Source organism: Bacillus silvicola, assembly GCF_050524305.1.
Taxonomy (GTDB): domain Bacteria; phylum Bacillota; class Bacilli; order Bacillales; family Bacillaceae_G; genus Bacillus_A; species Bacillus_A cereus_AT.
On record NZ_JBNGVC010000010.1, the window covers coordinates 1 to 20,172 of the forward strand.

Below are 20,172 nucleotides of genomic sequence, written 5' to 3' on the forward strand. Positions count from 1 at the left end.
AGGATTTGAACTCGTACAAGTACGTGAATATGATGTTACTGATTATTACAGTACTCCTGAGGATCTCATTTTCTTATTAAAACATACGCCTATTATTCCTAGATTTGGAGAAAAAGAAGAGGACTTTAATATTTTACAAAAGTTCATTGACACTAATAGTTCTGAAAAAGGTATTCGTACGAATTCAAAAAGGTTTATGATTATTGCTGTTAAATCATAGTATATTTTAACGTAAAAGCTGATTTTCTTTAAAAGAAAATCAGCTTTTTTTGTGGAAAAGAATGCAGAGAAAACTGACAGTATAGTAAAAGTAATTCCTGATACTACACATTTGTTACGCTGGGATAAACCAGAAGTTGTTATAGAGGAAATTAAAAGTAATTGGATTTAGACGATTCATACTAAAGTTGTAGTTTTTATATAAAAAATCAATCCTTCCGTTTGATTTTATCTATTTATAATTGTAATACAATACGAATAGATAATAAGAAACAAGGGGGAATGTAACGTGATTACACATATATCAAATATAAAACTACAAACGGTTTCTATTGAAGGGGTAAAACAAGTTTATAAAGACATATTATCTTTTTCGATAAAAAAAGAAACCGCATCATTTATTCAATTTGAAGTAACACCGTATACAACAATTAGTTTTCAAGAAGTATATGAACCAATTGCCCCTGCGCATTTCGCCTTTGAGATCCCATATTCAAAGTTTCATGAAACGGCAAAATGGCTTAAAAAGTCTGGATTACTCATTGTGAAATGGAAAGATGGTCATACAATTGGTGAGGAGAATGGTCTATTCAATTTATACTTTAAAGATGGTGATGGAAATCTTCTCGAAATTATCGCACATAGTTATATAAAAGAAGACGTATTAGTTCCCCATTCACCGTTAAACATTTTATACGTAAGGGAAATCGGTCTTCCCGTTAAAAGTGTACCTGTATTTACGGAATGGTTGAAATCAAATCTAAATATGAAAACGATGGAAGATGGAGAGATTTTCAACTTTGTTATAGGTGGCACTACATATATCGTTGCAACTTGGTGGCAGCGTCCTTGGATTCCAATTGCGATGAGAGCTTTACCACCAAAAGTACACGTATCTTTCGGAACACCTGATTACGCATTTTTAAAACGAATCCAAAATAATTTTAAGAAAAACAGTGTTCCATTTGAAAATAAACATAATGAAGTATTATTTATTCAACAGGGGTATACATTTTCTATTTTGCATACACCTGAGTTTCATTCCGATATTCCTAGAAAATTAAACTTGCCACTTTCTATATAATTATAGGAAGTGGTGAGTTTTTTGCATTTTCATGAAGAAGGGTTTCAGCATAATTAAATAAAAAAGCCGACTTTCAATCCATAATTCTGGAAGGAATAGTCGGCTTTTCTTAATTTCCACACTGTTTTTCGCTTATCTTAACCCAAAAGTTTTACGATTCTTTTTAAATTAACGGTGAATATGGCCATTGCTCCTTGTAATTCCATACCAATTAGCCCCGAGGATGAAGCCACATCGTACCCGTGTTACCCTCAAAACTCATTATTTTTATTAACTCCTTTGATAGCACTCGCTTCCCCAATAGCAATGAGATTAATGCAATTACAGTTGAAGAGGCTGAATGTTTCTTCAGTAAATTTTTATTTTAGTTTACTGAATTAATTGATTTATTCGCTGGATTTTTTCGCTCTTTATATCGTAATGAAAAATAAGTGAATGTTAATAGTTATTAAAATCTTCGGACCCTTGAATCTCAATATGGGTGAATAGTGGTGAAAAATTAAATTGAAAATTATGAAAATTAATATTGCGTTCGTTTTTCACCTCTGATATATTATATTTAAGTGAAAATTCACTAAATTATTACTTTTATTTACTAAAAATAGAAAAAGAGGTAATCATATTGGTAACATTAAATGAAATTGCCAAAAAGGCACAGATATCAAAAACGACTGTATCAAGAGTGTTAAATGAGGATCAAACTTTATCCGTTACAGAAGAGACTCGGAAAAAAATCCTTAAGGCTGCAGAAGAGTTAGATTACATTCCTAAAAAGCAACGAAATATAGAAAAAAAAATTACCAATCCTAAGCAGTATGGAAAAATTGGGCTTTTGATGTATCTTTCTCAGGAATCGGAATTTGATGATCCATATTTTTTGGCCATTCGTAATGGAATTGAAAAGAGGATGATTGAATTGGGAATTGAACTATCGAAAATGTTGAGACCTCCTTTCAATAAAAAGGATCTAGAAGGATTGGATGGATTAATAGTAGTAGGAGTCATAGGTCAAGAAGAGGTGGAAAATCAAGTAAAGCAAGTACAACATTTAGTGTTTGTCGATGTATCTCCTGACGAACAACTATATGATTCAGTGGTGATAGATTCTGAAAAAGCTACTGAAAAGGTTATTCAATACTTATTGGATTTAGGACACAAAAAAATAGGCTATATTGGTGGTCAATCATATACCATTGGTGGATTATCCGGAAAATTAGAGATTCATGATGTACGAAAAAGAACATATGAAAAAATGCTAACGGAACGGGGATTATATAACCCGGAATATACTTATATTGGAAAATGGACAACGAAAGATGGCTTAACGCTAATGGAGGAAGCGATCCATTCAGGGAATCTCCCTACCGCCTTTTTCATTGGAAGTGACCCTATGGCCATTGGTGCTTTGAAAGCTTTAACGGATTCAGGATTAAAAGTTCCTGATGATATCGCAATCTTTGGATTTGATGGGATTGAATTATGCGAATTTGTTACTCCTCCATTATCCACTGTAAAAGTTCATACCGAGGAGATGGGGAAAGTAGCAGTAAATCTTCTAGTTGAACGCATTGGTGGGAGAACACTGCCATTAAAAGTGGTGGTTCCGACTAGTTTGATTATTAGAAAAAGTTGTGGAGGTGAGGAAATTTAAAAAATTTTTAAGAAGAATGAAAGCGTATTCTTAAAGTTAGGTCTAAAGATTGTTTTACAAAAGACAAAATTGATCTTCAAAAAATGATAGGGGGATTTATGTTGAAAAAAAGAATATCGTTATTATTAATTTTAGCTATTTCTTTTGCAATGCTGCTTTCTGCTTGCGGGAACAGTGAGAAATCTTCTAGTCAAGGTAAAAGTGGGGAGAAGGTATTACGCTTTGCTACATGGGATACTGGAGAGAGTCTCAAATACCAACAAGATATTGCGAAAAAGTTTGAAAAGGCGAATCCAGGAGTGAAAGTGCAAGTTGAAGCATATGCTGACGGGTTTGAGGATAAGCTGGCTGCTTCTTTCGGAGCAAAAAATCCCCCTGATGTCATGTATATGTGGAATTATCCAGATTACTATAAATCTCTGGAGCCACTTGATGATTACGTAAATAAAGACAGTAGTTTTAAAACAACTTTTGATGATTTTTATACGAATATTCTAAACTATCATAAATTTAAAAATACTACCTATGGATTTCCAATTGGTTTTACTACTCGCGTCATTTATTACAATAAAAAACTTTTCCAAGAAACAGGGGTACCTCTTCCGACTTCTGGTTGGACTTGGGAGCAGTTCAGTGATGCAGCGAAAAAGTTATCCAATCCTGAAAAGAAACAATATGGGTTTGTTCTCTCTTCCAAAAAAAATTCATATGCATTCCAAGAATATGTATGGAGTAATGGGAGTAGTTTCATTAGTCCTGATGGCAAAAAGGTAGATGGATATATGAATAGTTCAAAAACACAAGAAATCCTTAATGACTTTCAACATATGATTGATGAAAATAGTGCTATTGTGTCTGATAAAGTCACTGAAAGTTTCAAATCAGGGAAAATTGCTATGATCGAGAACGGCATTTGGCCTTTAGAAGATTTTAAAAAGGCTGGCATGGATTTTGGAACTGCAGAAATTCCATCCTTTCATGGGCAACCTTCAAAGGGTGTTATCCATTCTGCAGGAATTGCAATGGCCAAAGACTCTAAAGAAAAAGATCTAGCCTGGAAATTTATCAAATACTTTGTATCAGCAGAAGCAGCAGAAATGAGAAAGACTGATATGCCAGTACTTAAGAGTGTGGTTTCCGAACAAAGCCATAAAAATGATCAGTTATTAAGTACATTCTATACTATGCTTGAAAGATCATCAGATACTCCAGGCTTTTTACTTACAAACAAATGGACAGAAGTTGACAAAAAACTTGATTATGCAATTAGCAGTGTATTATTAGGGCAAAATTCAGCAGATAAAGCCTTGAATGAAGCGGTTAAATTAACAGAGCCTGCACTAAAAAAATAATTTAAGAGAAAGAAGGGGATCATTCCATGATTATAAAAACTGAAAATAAAATAACTCAAACGGTTCCCGAACGCCCCATATCCATTCTATCAAAGATTAGATGGGGAGACCTTACTCCCTATCTATTCATTTCTCCTTGGATCATTGGTTTCATCTGTTTTACGTTCGGACCCTTGATTTTTTCTCTTATCATAAGCTTTTTTGATTGGCCTACTGTTGGAACCCCAACGTTTATTGGTTTCAAAAATTATGTTGATATGTTTACAAATGATCCAGTGTTTTGGCAATCTTTAGGAGTTACCTTTAAGTTTGCTGCTATTTTAGTACCGTTAAACATCGGTATTGCTCTCTTGCTAGCTATATTATTAAATCAAAAAGTAAAATGGCTTTCAGGCTATAGAACGATATTCTATCTTCCTACGGTTGTTTCGGGAGTAGCCCTTTCAATGATTTGGTCATGGATGTACGACGGAGAATACGGTTTACTAAACTATCTACTATCATTAATTGGCATTAATGGACCAAACTGGCTAAATGATCCAACCTGGTCACTTTTTGCCATCGTGTTTGCAGGTATTTGGGGGCAAGGGACTATGATGCTGATATTCTTAGCCGGTTTAAAAAATATACCGAAAGACCTATATGAAGCTGCAGATATAGATGGTGCAAGTAAATGGCACAAGTTCAGTAAAATAACACTTCCGATGCTGAGTCCAACCATTCTGTTTAATGTCATTACTGCTATCATTTCAGCATTTCAACAGTTAACACTCGCGCTTGTTCTAACAGGTGGAGGGCCTTTAAGAAAGACGTATTTCTATGCGATGTATGTTTATGAAAATGCTTTCAAGTATTTTAAAATGGGTTATGCATCCGCAAATGCTTGGTTTATGTTCTTAATTATTTTGGCTCTGACATTACTGGTTTTCAAATCATCTAATACTTGGGTTTACTATGAAAATGAGATGAAAAAGAAACAAAAATAGGAAAGGAGGAATATGATGATTACGAGAAGTATAACAACGAAGGTTATTGTACATACAATACTGATTATTTTTTGTTTATTTTTTATCGCACCATTTCTTTGGATGTTCATTACAGCTGTAAAAACCCCTGCTGAGACATTTGTTTTTCCTCCGAAACTAATTCCGTCTCAGTTTGAATTTAGTAATTTTTATAAAGCCTGGACTGTTTTACCTTTTACAACATTTCTGGAAAATTCTTTGATTGTTACAGGATTAGGCATCATCGGACAACTATTATCATCTTCTTTAGTAGCTTATGGATTTGCCAGATTCAATTTTAAAGGAAGGGACATTCTTTTTCTAATTTTACTAGCAGGAATGATGATTCCCTGGGATGTAACTGCAATTCCCTTATATATGGAATTTAATCAGTTGGGCTGGATTAATACTTTAAAACCACTGATTGTTCCTAACTTTTTTGGATCACCCTATTTCATTTTTTTACTTCGCCAATTTTTATTAGGAGTTCCGAAAGAAATGGAAGAAGCAGCGCTCATAGACGGGGCGAACCATTTTCAAATTTTTTATCGGATATTCATTCCGTTAATGGCTCCAGTATTGGTGGTTGTCGGTGTGTTTCAAATGTTAGGCTCATGGAATGATTATTTAGGACCATTAATTTTTCTGAACGATCAAAGTAAATACACTTTAACGTTGGGACTCATGCAATTCAAAGGGATGTTTGGAGTTGATATGACTTCTATCATGGCTTCGACTCTATTAATTTGTATTCCTCCCATTATAGTATTTTTTATAGCACAGCGCTTTATCCTGGATGGCGTTCAAAATACAGGTATCAAATAATGTTTATTTCCTACCTGATCAAGGAAGACAGAAAGGAGGAAGTGGGCCGTGATCGCAAGGATTTATCATTTATTAGAATGGATTATGAAATTGTTATGTCTTAATTTATTGTGGATTGGATTTACATTGATTGGTTTTGGGGTGTTTGGATTATTCCCATCGACTGTTGCTATGTTCCAATTAATAATGGATTTGATCAACAAAAAGGATACAAAAATGGTAGCAACTTTTTGGGATTCCTATCAATCTAATTTTAAAAAATCGAACAAAATGGGTTTTGTCATCGTTTTAATAGGATCGATACTTATGACGGATCTTTATTTTTTTCAAATGTATGACACCTTGGTAAGTAGGGTTCTTTCCCTTATGAGTTTGTCAATGCTTTTATTTTATGTAGTGAATTTACTCTATATTATTCAGACATTTAATCATTTTGAAGTAACAACATTTCATTATTTTAAATATGCCACATTAATAGGCATAGCAAATCCGATAAAAACGATCATGATCATCATCACTCTCATTCTGATGTCACTTCTTTTTTTAATATATCCAGGTCTATTATTCATGTTTGGTGGTAGTGGTATTGCACTAGTCATCGTATTGTTTACAAAAAATATTTTTGCTCGCTTAAAAGGTGTAGCTCTATAATTCAATATTCTAAAAAAGAAAAAGAGGAGGAGAGGCTATGATCACACAAAAGGTAAACATTGAGGCCATTCATGAAGAGAGTGTCAAAGTCAAAATTGACCAAAGAGAAGAAAATGGAGTTTTATTTGTTCATATTCATATAGGATCAGAACAACCCATTCAATTCCCAAAAGTTAATTTAGTTTGGCATCACCCAATTGTTGATATTCAATCATATTGGCATCCAGGATCCTCCCGTAGTAAAAGTTTCGGTGTGGATTGGGATGGAGGTTTTTCTTCTAAAGCAACAGTATTAGCCCCGGTTGGCTGTTTCTATAATCAAGAAGGACAAAACAGGCTGGCTGTAGCATATTCCAATGCGATGGATACTGTTAATTTTAATTTGGGCGTCCACGAAGAAACTGGAACGATGAAAGCGCAAATCACATTATTTACAGAGCCATCCAAAGTTCAATCATCCTATGATGGAGTGATTCGAGTCGATATGAGGGATATTCCTTATTATCAAGCAATCCAAGATATTTCCGTGTGGTATGAGGAAATGGATGGATATGGGCCATCCTTTGTTCCAGAAATTGCGAAGCTTCCTATGTATTCGACATGGTATAGCTTCCATCAGGACATATCTGATGATGAAATCGAGAAACAATGTGAGATTGCGAAACAGTTAGGTTGTGGGGCTGTTATCGTTGACGATGGCTGGCAGACAGAAGATGATCATCGTGGTTATGCTTATTGTGGAGATTGGGAAGTGTCTCCTAAAAGAATCGTGGGCATGAGGGAACATGTTGAGAGAGTACATGATTTGGGGATGAAATATTTATTGTGGTATAGTGTACCATTTGTGGGAATCTATTCAAAGACATGGGAGCGATTCCGAAGTAAAATTTTATATTTCAGTGATAATCTCCAGGCAGGAGTTTTGGATCCACGTTACCCAGAAGTCAGGGAATATTTGATATCTACTTACGAAAAAGCTCTGAAAAAGTGGAATCTGGACGGATTTAAATTTGATTTTATTGATTTATTTGATTTAAATCGAGCGAAGGGACAAGCAATTCAATTTGATCCAGAACGGGATTATGAATCCGTACAGGAAGCGGTGGATCGTCTATTTACTGATATTATGGAAAGTTTAAAATTAATTAAGCCATCCATTATGGTTGAATTCAGACAAAGATATATCGGACCTTATATGAGGAAATATGGAAATATTTTCAGGGTAGGAGATTGCCCGAATGATGCAATTACAAACCGTGTTGGTATTATGGATCTACGCTTGCTATCAGGAAACACTGCTGTTCATTCCGATATGATTATGTGGAGTCCAGAAGATACGACCGAAAATGCGGCACTGCAATTAATCAATGTTATTTTTGGTGTACCGCAATTTTCCATGCGTTTTGAAAGATTAAATAAAGATCATTTTGAAATGGCAAAGTTTTGGCTAGGGTTTTCGAAAAAATACCAAGACGTATTATTAAATGGTGATTTAAAGCCTACTGCACCGGAATTACTTTATCCGATAGTAGAAACTGTGAATGACTCAACCAGACTAATCGCCATTTACGCAGATGTTTGTATTAAGACTGGTACCAATATTCCCGAGGAATTTATTATTGTAAATGGCACTTTAAACGAGGAGTTCATCCTAGATTTAGAAACAGATCTTTTCAATATAACAATTGAGACATACAGCTGCACTGGCAAATTAATCCGAAAACATAAAACCGATCTATCCAAAGGGTTACATAGGATGGAGACAGAGAAATCTGGAGTTCTAATTTTTAGAAAAGCCTAAATCGGATTATGGCTTCATGTTAATGAATGCTGGTATTCAACTAGAACAAACTGTTTTTAGGAACACTGCAATGGGAGGATTTTTTTCACGGATTTTTATTCTAAAAAGCCGATCCTAGTTGCTATAAATAATAAATAAAAATGGCTCATGAGGAGGATAAAAATGTCAAAAATTACTTTTATAGGTGCAGGTAGCACGGTGTTTGCGAAAAATGTTCTTGGTGATTGTATGCTTGTACCAGCGTTAGAGGGATTTGAATTCGCACTATATGACATTGATTTGCAAAGGTTAAAAGATTCCGAGAATATGTTGACCAACTTGAAAGAAAGCTTGAATAAAAATATTCAAATTAAAGCCTATTTAGATCGAAAGGAAGCGCTTAAGGACGCAAAATACGTCATTAATGCCATTCAAGTGGGTGGTTATAAGCCAAGCACAGTGATTGATTTTGAAATTCCTAAGAAATATGGTTTACGGCAGACGATTGCTGACACGGTAGGGATAGGCGGTATCTTTCGTAATCTCCGAACCATTCCTGTGCTGCTAGATTTTGCAAAGGACATGGAAGAGGTTTGTCCTAATGCCCTCTTTCTAAATTACACCAATCCTATGGCGGTATTAACAGGCGTGATGAATCGTTTTACATCAATTAAAACAGTGGGCCTATGTCACAGCGTTCAAAGTTGTACAAGCGAACTATTCAAATCATTGGGCATGGATTCTGAAGGTGTTCAGGAAAAGATTGCAGGAATTAACCATATGGCATGGCTATTGGAAGTAACAAGAAATGGTGAGAATCTCTATCCAGAAATTAAAAGAAGGGCAAGAGAAAAGCAAAAAACAAAACATCATGACATGGTGAGATTTGAATTGATGGATAAGTTTGGATATTATGTGACCGAATCATCTGAGCATAACGCCGAGTATCATCCGTATTTTATCAAGTCTAGATATCCGGAGTTAATCGAAAAATACAATATTCCCCTTGATGAATATCCGCGCCGTTGTGAACAGCAAATCAAGAGGTGGGAAACCATGCGGGAGGAATTAGTCAATAATAAGGCATTAGACCATGTACGCTCAAAAGAATATGGTTCAGGTATCATTGAAGCCATTGAAACGAATATCCCATTTAAATTTAATGGAAATATACTAAATACCGGAAGATTGATTAGCAACTTACCTGAAAAAGCCTGTGTGGAAGTTACGTGTATAGCGGATCGAAGTGGCATAACTCCAACGTATGTTGGAGATCTCCCTGAGCAGCTTGCTGCATTAAACCGTACCAATATTAATACGCAGCTGCTAACCATTGAAGCCGCCATTACACGTAAACGAGAATATATTTACCAGGCGGCGATGCTAGATCCCCACACGGCCGCAGAATTGTCATTGGATGATATTGTTTCCCTTTGTGATGATTTAATAGAGGCACATGGAGAGTGGCTTCCAGAATTTAAGAAAAAAGAGGAGATTGCCTTCAACTTGTAGGATTTTATTTTAATCAAGTAAAACAACGTACACAGCTATATCAATCATAAATGATTTTTCCTGCTATCAGCAGTTACGATCTCGAAACTACTAAAAGTAGTTTCTATTTGGGGGAATCATTAAGTCTTATGCATTTATGCCGCGAAAGTCCCTTGACGATGAGGGTGTAGAGGCTCGTGGTCAAGGGAACCGTGGAATAAAAAGCGTAGGACAAAAAGAAAATTAAAATTAGAGATTCTGTAACTCAATTCGATCTAATTCTTTTTGTCTATTTCTTTTAAAACGTTCTCTGTCTGAATTCCATATACTTAAAAGCCCGCATAAACCGGCTATTATCATTAGCCATGTAGAGAAATAATCACCATTAGCTATTAGTTTATTAAAAAAGAAGCTAATAAAGCCTATGTATGCTACAGGAAGAATTCCACTTAAATAAGGGGTTTTTCGAGATGATAAAAAGCTTTGAGTAACTATAATAAGAACAACTATTATTCAAACTACAGGACTCATAATTAAACATTCCTTTCTTTTTTATATTTTTCTATGATGATTTTAGCGACGTCTAGACTAATTCGTTCATCAATAACAAAGCTCTTAATCATATTTACAAACTCTACATCATCTTCCTTACTATGTACTTCAATCTTTTGTATTAACCTATCTAATTTGGTACGTACTGTTGGATAAGAAACATCATACAGGTTAGACATGTTTTTTTAAAGAGCCATAATTCAATATAAACTTTCGAATAAATTTTAAGGATTCCTTAAAGGACTATAAAAAAGAGAAAACTTCCGTATCGTAATTGTTGCCGAGACAAGCCACGAGAGGAGTTTTCGCTTTTTACTCTAAGGTTATCAAAATGATTTTACCATATGATTACGGACTTCGGTTAATTCGTTCTTTCACGGCTTCGTTTCGCTTTGAAATTGTGCGTCATTGTCACGGTCGTGCCTTGTCAGATGTGGTACGGGAATACGACATTCTTTATACCACGTTAGAAACATGTATAGAAAAAATTAGATACTGCTATTAGAACTTACTGAAAATACGATGTTGCGTCTAGAAATAATGATGAACTATTACAAGTGAGCCTGTGAATACTGAGCTGATTTTCTTATTTAAAATGAATGCAAGAGAGAGGTTTATAGTTATGGAAAAGAAACGTGAACTAGCTTTAAAATTTGCTGAGGTATTTGGACCTCAAGAAACAACTCAATATTTTTCTCCAGGACGTATCAACTTAATCGGAGAACATACAGACTATAATGGTGGCTATGTATTCCCCGCTTCGATTACTTATGGAACATACGGAGTAGCTAGACGTCGTGAGGATGATAGAGTATTAGTTTACTCAATGAATTTTAAAGAAATTGGAGTAATTAGCTTCACGTTGAATGAACTGGGTTACGATAAAAATGCGAATTGGGGAAATTATGTAAAAGGAGTTATCTTAACACTGAAAGAATCAGGTCATAAAATAGACTGTGGTTTTGAGTTGTTAGTTGAAGGGACGATTCCAAACGGAGCGGGACTTTCAAGTAGTGCTTCACTTGAATTACTGGTAGGGGTAGTATTAGAAGACTTGTACAACTTAGACGTAACGCGACTTGAATTAGTGAAAATGGGTAAAAAAGTTGAAAATGAATTCATTGGTGTAAATTCTGGTATCATGGATCAATTTTCCATTGGATTTGGCGAGAAAGACAAAGCGATTCTCCTTGATACCAATACGTTAGAGTATGAAATGGTTCCATTGGTTTTGGACGACTATGCTATTGTAATTATGAATACTAATAAACGTCGTGAACTAGCAGATTCAAAATATAATGAGCGACGTGCTGAATGTGAAGAAGCACTCGCACGTCTCCAAACGAAGTTAGAGATTAATGCACTTGGAGAACTAAGCGAAGCAGAATTTGATGCAAATCAAAATCTTATTGGAGATGAAGTCCTAATTAAACGCGCGAAGCATGCAGTTTATGAAAATGAACGCACAAAAAAAGCCAAAGCAGCTCTTACTGCAGGTGATTTAGAAGAATTCGGAAAGCTATTGAATGCTTCTCATACATCTTTAAGAGATGATTATGAAGTAACCGGGATTGAATTAGATACATTGGTGACCACTGCGCAAAAACAAGAGGGTGTGCTTGGAGCACGTATGACTGGAGCAGGATTTGGGGGATGCGCCATCGCATTAGTAAAAGAAAGTGAAACCCACACTTTTAAAAACAATGTTTATGATGAATATATCAAAGTTGTAGGATATGCGCCTGTCTTTTATGTGGCACACATTGGTAGTGGAACTACAGTGATTGGATGATGAATGAGGTGGAAACGATGAACACATGTCAAGCAATTTATGATTTTACTACACTTGCAATTGAGAATGGAGCCATTGAGGAAAATGACCGAATTTATACGCACAATCAACTATTACGTTTAATTGGCGAATCGGAAATGGGAGAGATTACTAGTGTAGTCGAAACGGACCTATATGTGCTGTTAGATACGCTTTTGGATAAAGCGAGGGGAAATCTTACTATTTCTAAAAACCAGGCCAATCGTGATATGTTCGAAGCACTTTTAATGAATGTGATTACACCACTTCCATCCAAGGTCAATGCGAATTTTCAGGAGAGATATCGCAAAAGTCCTGAACAAGCAACGGATTATTTCTTTGAACTAAGTAAACGCAATGATTATATAAAGACCCGTGCGATTGCAAAAAATATTCATTATTTAGCAGAATCAAAATATGGTGAACTTGAGATTACTATTAATTTATCCAAACCAGAGAAAAATCCAAAAGAGATCTTAGCGGCAAGAAATACACCGAAGGGTAATTATCCAAAATGTTTACTTTGTATTGAAAATGAAGGGTATTTCGGTCGCTGGAACCATCCAGGTAGAAGCAGTCACCGAATCATTAACATCGAGCTAGATGGAGAAGAATGGGGTTTTCAATATTCACCATATGCATACTTTAATGAACACTCCATCGTATTATCTAAGAAGCATCGACCAATGAAAATTTCTCGTGAGGCATTCTCTCGTTTATTCAGTTTTGTAGAAATCATGCCACACTATTTTATTGGTTCAAATGCGGATTTACCTATTGTAGGAGGATCTATCTTAAGTCATGATCATTATCAAGCTGGACGCCATAACTTTCCGATGGCTAAGGCTAAAGTTCTTAAAACATTTGAACTATGTGACTATCCAAATATTTCTTGCGGTATTGTCAACTGGCCAATGAGTGTGATTCGCCTCTCTTCTTCAAACAAAGAGGAACTAATTAATGCCAGCACCTACATTCATGAAAGTTGGAAGAACTATTCGGATGAATTTTTACAAATTCGTGCGCAATCAAAATATGGCACACAACATCATACGATTACACCAATTGTGCGGCGTCGCGAAGAAAAGTATGAAATTGATCTTGTACTGCGTGATAATAATGTGAGTGAAGAATACCCTGATGGAATCTTTCATTCACATCCAGATGTACAGCATATTAAGAAAGAAAATATCGGGCTTATTGAAGTCATGGGCCTAGCGATTCTCCCTTCACGTTTGATTGAGGAGCTTCATGAAGTTGAGCTGTACTTGTTAAATCAAGAAGCGAATGTTTCTGAACTCCATCAAAAATGGGCAGATGAATTAAAAGCCCAGGGTGGCTATGCGGAAGAGACCATCCAAAGCTTTCTTCAAACTGAAGTTGCAAAAAAATTCGAATGCATATTAGAAGATGCTGGTGTCTATAAAATGAATGAAGATGGTAGAGCAGGATTTGATCGCTTTATCAAAGAATTACAAAGCGCAAATCGAGAGGTGATGACGAAATGACAGTTTTAGTTTTAGGTGGTGCAGGCTATATCGGTTCACATGCCGTCAATCAATTATAACCCTAAATTTAAGGGGAATTCTGTTATAAGATGCATCAGTACAAGTTATTTAATTTTTTATCGGATTTATGTCAGTTGCAGTCATATATCTAGTAAGTAAATGATCATCTCTATAATAAGTAATCAATTTCTTCTCTTCAGAAAGAAATGAACATAATAACATGTTTTCAATACGCTCTTGTTCGTCTTGGGTTAATGTAGGGCGCTCCACTTTTTTCTGCTGTTTAACAATCTTACGAATACTTTACTGTAAGGAGAGAAATGAATTGAATCTAGAAAATCCGATAGCAAAAGGAAATACGGCTGAAATTTATCTATGTGATAATAAAGTTGTAAAATTGTTTGGAAAATACCTTCCTAATACAGAAGCTCTATATGAAGCACAAAAACAAAAGTATGCATATTCACGTGATTTACACGTTCCTAAAGTATTTGAAGTTACAGAGGTACAAGGAAGACAAGCTATTATTATGGAATATGTAGAAGGAGAAAGTGTTGGTAAGCTTCTACTTAATAATTTGAATAAAGCAGAGCATTACATTGGCCTATGTGTTAATGAGCAAAAAAAAATTCATGCTATACGTGTGAATACGGATGAAATAGAATCAATGAGGGAAAGGTTAGAGTGTCAAATTAAATCTGTACATCAATTGGATGAAAAACAAAAGGGAAATATATTGAATAAGTTACATTCAATCAAATTTGAACCTAGATTATGCCATGGGGATTTCCATCCGTTTAATCTAATTTTGAGTAAAAAGAATGTGAATATTATAGATTGGGTAGATGCTAGTTCAGGTGATATTCGTGCAGATGTGTTTCGTACATATTTATTGTACGCGCAGTCTTATATAGAATTAGCGGAAATGTATTTACAAATATATTGCAGTAATACTGATCTAACAAGAGATGAGATCTTTCAATGGGCTCCTATTATTATTGCAGCTAGATTTTCTGAGAAAATATCTCCGCAAAATGAAGTGTATTTGAAAAGATTATTGAATCAGTTTTTATAAGTAATAAAACAAAGGTTGTCTAGTAGCTAATTAATAAATGCTGTTGTTTAACTAAAGTTTCCTCATAGTTAAACAACAGCATTTTTAAATATTGATATAGGCATACTTATTTTCAATCTTCATCCTATAAAGATTCATTATCCGTACTTGTTCCTCAGTTAATTCTTCTTTATCCCAATACATATGCATTAAACTATATTCAAAAATCTCCTTTAATTTAATAAAAAATGGAAATAGACCTATCATTTCTTTAGGGATCTCATTTTCTTCTTGGTATCCGTCGATTATTGCATTTGTAATAGAATTCTCATAGTCGACTATGTTACCATTCCCAACGAATGAATATTCTATCGCACTATAGATTGGGACTGCTAAATCGAATATGTAAAAATGTTTCTCACAGTCTTGAAAATCAATCATTGTTAAATTCGAATTATTTTCGACTAATATGTTTTCTAACCATAAATCTCCATGTATTAAGCCGTAATTTGAAGGATCCTTTGGCAGTTCCTTTATAGAAGTTAAAACGTCAGATGCAATTTCTCTTATAGTAGTTTCTTCTTTAGGGATATAGTTAATAAAATTATACTCTTCATTTTCATACCAGTCGTTTATATGTATTACTGGTTCAATTCTTTCAAAGTCTTTAGATATACGATGCAATTTTCCAATTTGTTGACCAAGCTTTTTAAATACATTAGAATTCCATTCGTTTCTTGGTAAATGTATACCAGGAGCAGCTTTATATAATACAGTAAAGAGTTCTTTGTCTAATGTTATTTTTTCTACTAAATCCCCTGATATAGAAGGAATTATTGGAGGGACTCCTAACCCTTTTTTATATAAAAAGTCCGTATATTTAACTTCTTCCAACTGTTCTTCATACGTTTTATAGTTAGTTATTCTAACGAAGTAATTACCTTGTTCTGCGAGACATTGATACATTTCGTTTGTTACTGGTATAATTTCAATAAAATTCAATGGATATAGTTTATTAATTTGTTTAAGCATTTCTTTTTCTAAATTTTTCATTATAACTTCCTTTCCAAACATAAATTTTCCACCCACAAAACTATTAGTTCCTTATCTTACAAATTTCGTGTTTTATTTGGTAGAATCCTTTAAAAAGATATATCCTGTAAAAGCCCGATTAGTACGGAATAATAATCGGTGGGGAAGAATAAACTCCACCCTGATTAAAATTTCACTTCATTGGAAAGTTAAGTAAGTGTATGACAAAATAAGATAGCTGAAAAAATATGAAAATAAAAGTTACATATAGTAGTTAAGTTTTTTTGTGGAAGTGTAATGTTATAAATCACAAGAAATATCAAAAGAAGGAAAAGGATACCTCATATAATCTTATTGGGGAGTGAAGTTATTGAATAAACATATACAACTTATGATCGATTGGATTGAGGGGAATTTGAAAAGTGAATTTTCATTAGATGAATTATCTAATTATATGGGGTATACTCCTTATTATTGTTCTTTTAAATTTCACCAAGTAACAGGAATAAGTATTAGACGCTATATTCTTCTCAGAAGATTGTATTTATCTACGGAAGATAATTGATATTGCATTTAATTACGATTACTCTTCGCAAGAGGCTTATAGTAGAGCTTTTAAAACTGTTTTTGGTATAACCCCAAGAGAATTCCAACTTAACAAAAAGCACGTTCAATCATTTATTAAACTCTCAATCAATAATGGCAAGGAGTGGGATAGAATGAATTTTTCTAGAAAAATTGAAGTTGATCAGTTACGAAATGCGAAGAGTGAGCTGTTTGATAAAGATGTACTAAACATATTAAATGGTCAATTTATGTATGAAGAATTTAAAAGTGAAAAACTAATGGGGGAGTCTGATTACGCTCCATTTAATGAAGCTATGTGTGTAAATACGACTACTGCACAGATTTTTGATGATGAGTTTATTAAAACAAGGGCAGAAGGACACCGAGGTACTGTAGAAAATTATACGAAAAAGGTTATTCATCCTTTAGAGGATCTTTTTAAGAAAGAGTATAAATGTATTGTTTTATGGTTCGGTGAAGATATGTTTTGCCAAATGAATCTACTTACAGTACTTTCTTACCTTGAACAGTCTGGTTATAAGGGCAAAGTATACTTAAATAGCTTCAGAGAGGATGAATTTAAAGTAAGTCAAATTGAACTTGAATTAGGAAACTATTTTTCTGTTTACAATGAAGTGCTAGTAAATCATAAAAAGCCATCTCATGAGGTACTACCTGTAATGTATCAGGCGATAGATTTATATTTAGAAATGCTAAAAGAAAATAATGTAGTAGTAAAGTATATTTCCAAAAATAAAGGTTTACCAACACAAGAGTTATTAAAAAGGTTGTTTAATCTCTTTCCAACAATAGGATATGGGGACCTACAATATATAGAACTTATTAATAAAGCGAGATGAAATTGAAACTAATTAGAAGAGAATACAGTAAAAAAGATGCACCTAAAAGTATAGGTGCATCTTTTTTACTTATATTTGTTCAAGTAATTCCAATTCTTCTTCTACAAATGCCATTAATTCTTTTATTGTTTCACTAGAAAAATCAAAGCGAATTCCAGCTGCTGCATATACTTCTGTTAAGGGTTTAGAGCTACCTAGAGATAATGCTTTTTTATAGTTTTGTAGTGCTTGTTTAGGATTCTCTTTATATTGTTTATACATTTGCAATGCACCAAGTTGCGCGATTGCATATTCGATATAATAGAATGGTATTTCGAAAATGTGTAGTACAGGTAACCAGCCAGTTGCTATCCAATTTTCATAGCCTTCAATATTTACCACATTCGATTGGTAAGAGTTATGTAATTCTAAATATTTTTCATTTCTTTCTTTAGCAGTATGATTTGGATTTTCATACATCCAATGTTGGAATTGATCAACGATAAGCATTTGTGGTAAATACTTAACAATATCTTTAAAGAAATCTAATTTTGCTTTTATAACTTCTTCTGTATTCTCATAAAATGTATCCCAATACTCCATCGAAAACAATTCCATTGTCATGCTGGCTAGCTCAGCTGATTCTGAAGGGATTTCTAAATGTTTTTGTAGCTCTAGCTGCTTCATACATTCATTATGAATACTATGGCCCATTTCATGGAGGAAAGTAGTAACATCATAATGTGTATGATTGAGATTCATAAAAATAAAAGATAATTGAGAAGCAGGTAAGTGTTCGCAAAAACCACCAGCTGCTTTTCCTTTACGACTTTCTAAGTCTAAGCAATCATTTTTATGCATTCGGCTCAATAATGCATAAAATTCATGGTCTAGTTTGTGTAAAATATGAGAACTTTTTTTGATTAAATCACTTTCGTTTTCAATAGGTTTTAATACTTTTTGATTTGGTGCGGCTGCTTTTAAATCCCACGGACGAAGTGTATCTACTTGAAGTTCAGCTTTTTTCTCATTAAATATATTATCAATAAGTGGTACAACGTATTTACGAACAGATTCAGCAAGCTCATAGCAATCATCAGCCGTATAATCAAAACGTTCATATTTTTTAAACATATAATCACGATAATTATTTAATTGAATGTTTTTTGCTTTTTGGTGACGGATTGTGATTAATTCATTTAAAATGGTTTGTAGTTTCTTCTCAACAGATAAGTACTGTTCAGAGATAAGTGTTTTTGCTTTTTTTCGTATATCACGATTCGGATCTTGTAAGTAAGATTGTAGTTCAGTAATTGTTTTTTCTTCGCCATTCCATGACGCAGTCAAACTGCCCGTAATTTCGAAATATTCGGTTACTAATTTGTCTTCTTTCACTTCTAAATCAATGTTCTTTTCACAAAATAATGTTTGTGCATTTTTTATTTTTTTATCTAGTATGCTATAAGTTTTTGGATCAAGTAGCATTCGAAATGGTGATTCTAAATATTTATTATCAAATGAATTTTGATAACGTTTCAAAAGAGGCCTTACATATTGTTGATCAAATTCAAACGTATCTTTTATTTCTTTGTTATCTGTATTACATTGAAAAGCAATATAGTGTAATCTTAATTGTTCTTCGATTTTCCATATTAATTTCGACTGTATTTTTAGCCAATTTTCTAAATCTTCATCTGAAGAAATAGGCTTACTTAATAAAGTAGACAATTCGTTTTCTAGCTCATGTATATTACGGATATCGATCGTATTAGAGTTCTGCATTATTTACCCCTCACTTTTTATTTACTCAAGGAGGTATTCTTCTTTTTCGCTATGATTCCTTTTTTGCCTAGAAAATTTGTACCTATTACTCCAAGAACAATCATAAGTGTACCGACAATATGATAGTAGGCAATTTGCTCGTGTAAGAATACAACGCCTGCGATAATGGTAATAAGTGTAGATAAGTTGCTAAAAACACTTATTTTTGCTGCTTCAATATAAGATAATGAATAGTTTAATAACAATGCTGTCAGTAAGGAAGATAGTAATCCTAAATATAAAATGGAGATAAGGAATATTCCATTTGTAAATGGCTTAAAGTATACAGTTATTGTACCTTTGTTCATATGGTCAATGATCGCGATGACATTAAAACTAATAAAACCGATTGCTGTCATTGTGTATGTTAAATCCATTAGCTTGAATTTCTTTGTCATTTTTCGAGCTAATACATTGTAGCAAGCAGATGATAATGCCGATAATAAAATGAGAATAACGCCGATGAAGTTCGTTTCATGAGCTCCTATACCATTCATGATAAATATATATATGACACCGACGACAGAAATAAATACAGATGTTTTTTGCCATGTATTCGTATACTCTTTTAAAAAATAGGAAGCGAGTATCATTGTAAATATAGGAATAGCTGCTTGTATAATTCCAGCTTCAGAAGAACTTGTATATACTAATCCAAATGCTTGGAAAGCAAAGAATAGTGCTGGATAAAATATTGCGAGTGGTAAAAGAGTAAGTATGTTTTTAAATGAAATATTTAACTTTACAAAACCGAAAATAACCGGAATGGTTGCTGCTATGAAGGCAACTGTAAAACGGTGAGCCAGAGTATCAAGAGGACTCGTAATGGTTAGTGCTAGTTTCACAAACATAAATGAAAATCCAATAATAAATGAATAGAGTAATGCTGATATATATGCTTTTGTTGTATTTTTCATAATTTCACCTCATAG

The 20,172-nt window shown here is 33.8% G+C and carries 15 protein-coding genes and 5 pseudogenes; 14 read left to right on the forward strand and 6 right to left on the reverse strand.

All coding sequences use genetic code 11. From position 1 onward, the window contains the following. The 10 genes and pseudogenes from ACP6L7_RS11350 to ACP6L7_RS11395 all read left to right on the forward strand — a co-directional run. Positions 1–220: pseudogene (locus ACP6L7_RS11350) on the forward strand (SAM-dependent methyltransferase); the annotation flags it as partial. A 69-nt stretch (positions 221–289) separates the two neighbouring features. Next, positions 290–391, forward strand: a pseudogene (locus ACP6L7_RS11355) (alpha/beta hydrolase); the annotation flags it as partial. Between the two features lie 117 nt (positions 392–508). Continuing rightward, positions 509–1,303, forward strand: a complete 795-nt coding sequence (locus ACP6L7_RS11360) for a VOC family protein (protein WP_097829216.1) — start codon at positions 509–511, stop codon at positions 1,301–1,303. A gap of 622 nt (positions 1,304–1,925) precedes the next feature. Further along, positions 1,926–2,954: a LacI family DNA-binding transcriptional regulator gene (locus tag ACP6L7_RS11365; protein ID WP_098361969.1), complete on the forward strand. Its 1,029-nt coding sequence runs from the start codon at positions 1,926–1,928 to the stop codon at positions 2,952–2,954. A gap of 101 nt (positions 2,955–3,055) precedes the next feature. Continuing rightward, the gene (locus tag ACP6L7_RS11370) at positions 3,056–4,306 is read left to right on the forward strand and encodes an ABC transporter substrate-binding protein (protein WP_097829488.1); all 1,251 of its coding nucleotides are present in this window, start codon (positions 3,056–3,058) and stop codon (positions 4,304–4,306) included. A gap of 26 nt (positions 4,307–4,332) precedes the next feature. Continuing rightward, positions 4,333–5,292, forward strand: coding sequence for a carbohydrate ABC transporter permease (locus ACP6L7_RS11375; protein ID WP_002201080.1), 960 nt, complete (start codon positions 4,333–4,335; stop codon positions 5,290–5,292). Positions 5,293–5,307: 15 nt separating this feature from the next. After that, positions 5,308–6,135 carry a carbohydrate ABC transporter permease gene (locus ACP6L7_RS11380; protein WP_097829218.1) on the forward strand — a complete coding sequence of 276 codons (828 nt, stop codon included), beginning with the start codon at positions 5,308–5,310 and terminating at the stop codon, positions 6,133–6,135. 48 nt (positions 6,136–6,183) lie between these two features. Then, a complete protein-coding gene (locus tag ACP6L7_RS11385; protein WP_097829219.1) occupies positions 6,184–6,786 on the forward strand; it encodes a YesL family protein in 603 nt (200 codons plus the stop codon). A 37-nt stretch (positions 6,787–6,823) separates the two neighbouring features. Next, on the forward strand, positions 6,824–8,587 hold the full coding sequence (locus ACP6L7_RS11390) for a glycoside hydrolase family 36 protein (protein ID WP_097829220.1): 1,764 nt from the start codon (positions 6,824–6,826) through the stop codon (positions 8,585–8,587). Between the two features lie 162 nt (positions 8,588–8,749). Then, entirely contained in the window at positions 8,750–10,078 is a 1,329-nt protein-coding gene (locus tag ACP6L7_RS11395) for an alpha-glucosidase/alpha-galactosidase (RefSeq protein WP_097829221.1), read from the forward strand. A gap of 228 nt (positions 10,079–10,306) precedes the next feature. Here the strand turns inward: ACP6L7_RS11395 and ACP6L7_RS11400 are convergent, their stop codons facing one another. Together ACP6L7_RS11400 and ACP6L7_RS11405 are read right to left on the reverse strand one after the other, a co-directional pair. Then, a complete protein-coding gene (locus ACP6L7_RS11400) occupies positions 10,307–10,570 on the reverse strand; it encodes a hypothetical protein (RefSeq protein ID WP_240523241.1) in 264 nt (87 codons plus the stop codon). Positions 10,571–10,590: 20 nt separating this feature from the next. Further along, positions 10,591–10,828, reverse strand: a pseudogene (locus ACP6L7_RS11405) (DUF2089 family protein). A gap of 403 nt (positions 10,829–11,231) precedes the next feature. Between ACP6L7_RS11405 and ACP6L7_RS11410 the strand changes: the two are divergent. Together ACP6L7_RS11410 and galT are read left to right on the forward strand one after the other, a co-directional pair. Next, complete coding sequence (locus ACP6L7_RS11410) at positions 11,232–12,401, forward strand: galactokinase (RefSeq protein WP_097829223.1); 1,170 nt, start codon at positions 11,232–11,234, stop codon at positions 12,399–12,401. Beyond that, entirely contained in the window at positions 12,398–13,927 is a 1,530-nt protein-coding gene (gene galT, locus ACP6L7_RS11415) for a UDP-glucose--hexose-1-phosphate uridylyltransferase (RefSeq protein ID WP_097829224.1), read from the forward strand. The genes ACP6L7_RS11410 and galT overlap by 4 nt, the downstream gene beginning before the upstream one ends. Before the next feature lie 45 nt (positions 13,928–13,972). Here the strand turns inward: galT and ACP6L7_RS11420 are convergent. Further along, positions 13,973–14,227, reverse strand: a pseudogene (locus ACP6L7_RS11420) (YolD-like family protein). A 25-nt stretch (positions 14,228–14,252) separates the two neighbouring features. Between ACP6L7_RS11420 and ACP6L7_RS11425 the strand changes: the two are divergent. Next, positions 14,253–15,002, forward strand: a complete 750-nt coding sequence (locus ACP6L7_RS11425; RefSeq protein WP_097829226.1) for an aminoglycoside phosphotransferase family protein — start codon at positions 14,253–14,255, stop codon at positions 15,000–15,002. 84 nt (positions 15,003–15,086) lie between these two features. On the opposite strand, the gene ACP6L7_RS11430 is transcribed toward ACP6L7_RS11425, so the two are convergent. Further along, positions 15,087–16,055 (reverse strand): phosphotransferase enzyme family protein, encoded by a 969-nt coding sequence (locus ACP6L7_RS11430; RefSeq protein WP_141536800.1) that lies wholly within the window; start codon positions 16,053–16,055, stop codon positions 15,087–15,089. Positions 16,056–16,383: 328 nt separating this feature from the next. Between ACP6L7_RS11430 and ACP6L7_RS11435 the strand changes: the two are divergent. After that, positions 16,384–17,440 (forward strand): annotated as a pseudogene (locus tag ACP6L7_RS11435) (helix-turn-helix transcriptional regulator). A 69-nt stretch (positions 17,441–17,509) separates the two neighbouring features. On the opposite strand, the gene ACP6L7_RS11440 reads toward ACP6L7_RS11435, so the two are convergent. Together ACP6L7_RS11440 and ACP6L7_RS11445 are read right to left on the reverse strand one after the other, a co-directional pair. Continuing rightward, positions 17,510–19,201, reverse strand: coding sequence for a M3 family oligoendopeptidase (locus ACP6L7_RS11440; protein WP_430529234.1), 1,692 nt, complete (start codon positions 19,199–19,201; stop codon positions 17,510–17,512). A 17-nt stretch (positions 19,202–19,218) separates the two neighbouring features. Further along, positions 19,219–20,157 carry a DMT family transporter gene (locus ACP6L7_RS11445; protein WP_097829229.1) on the reverse strand — a complete coding sequence of 313 codons (939 nt, stop codon included), beginning with the start codon at positions 20,155–20,157 and terminating at the stop codon, positions 19,219–19,221. Positions 20,158–20,172: the final 15 nt, after the last annotated feature.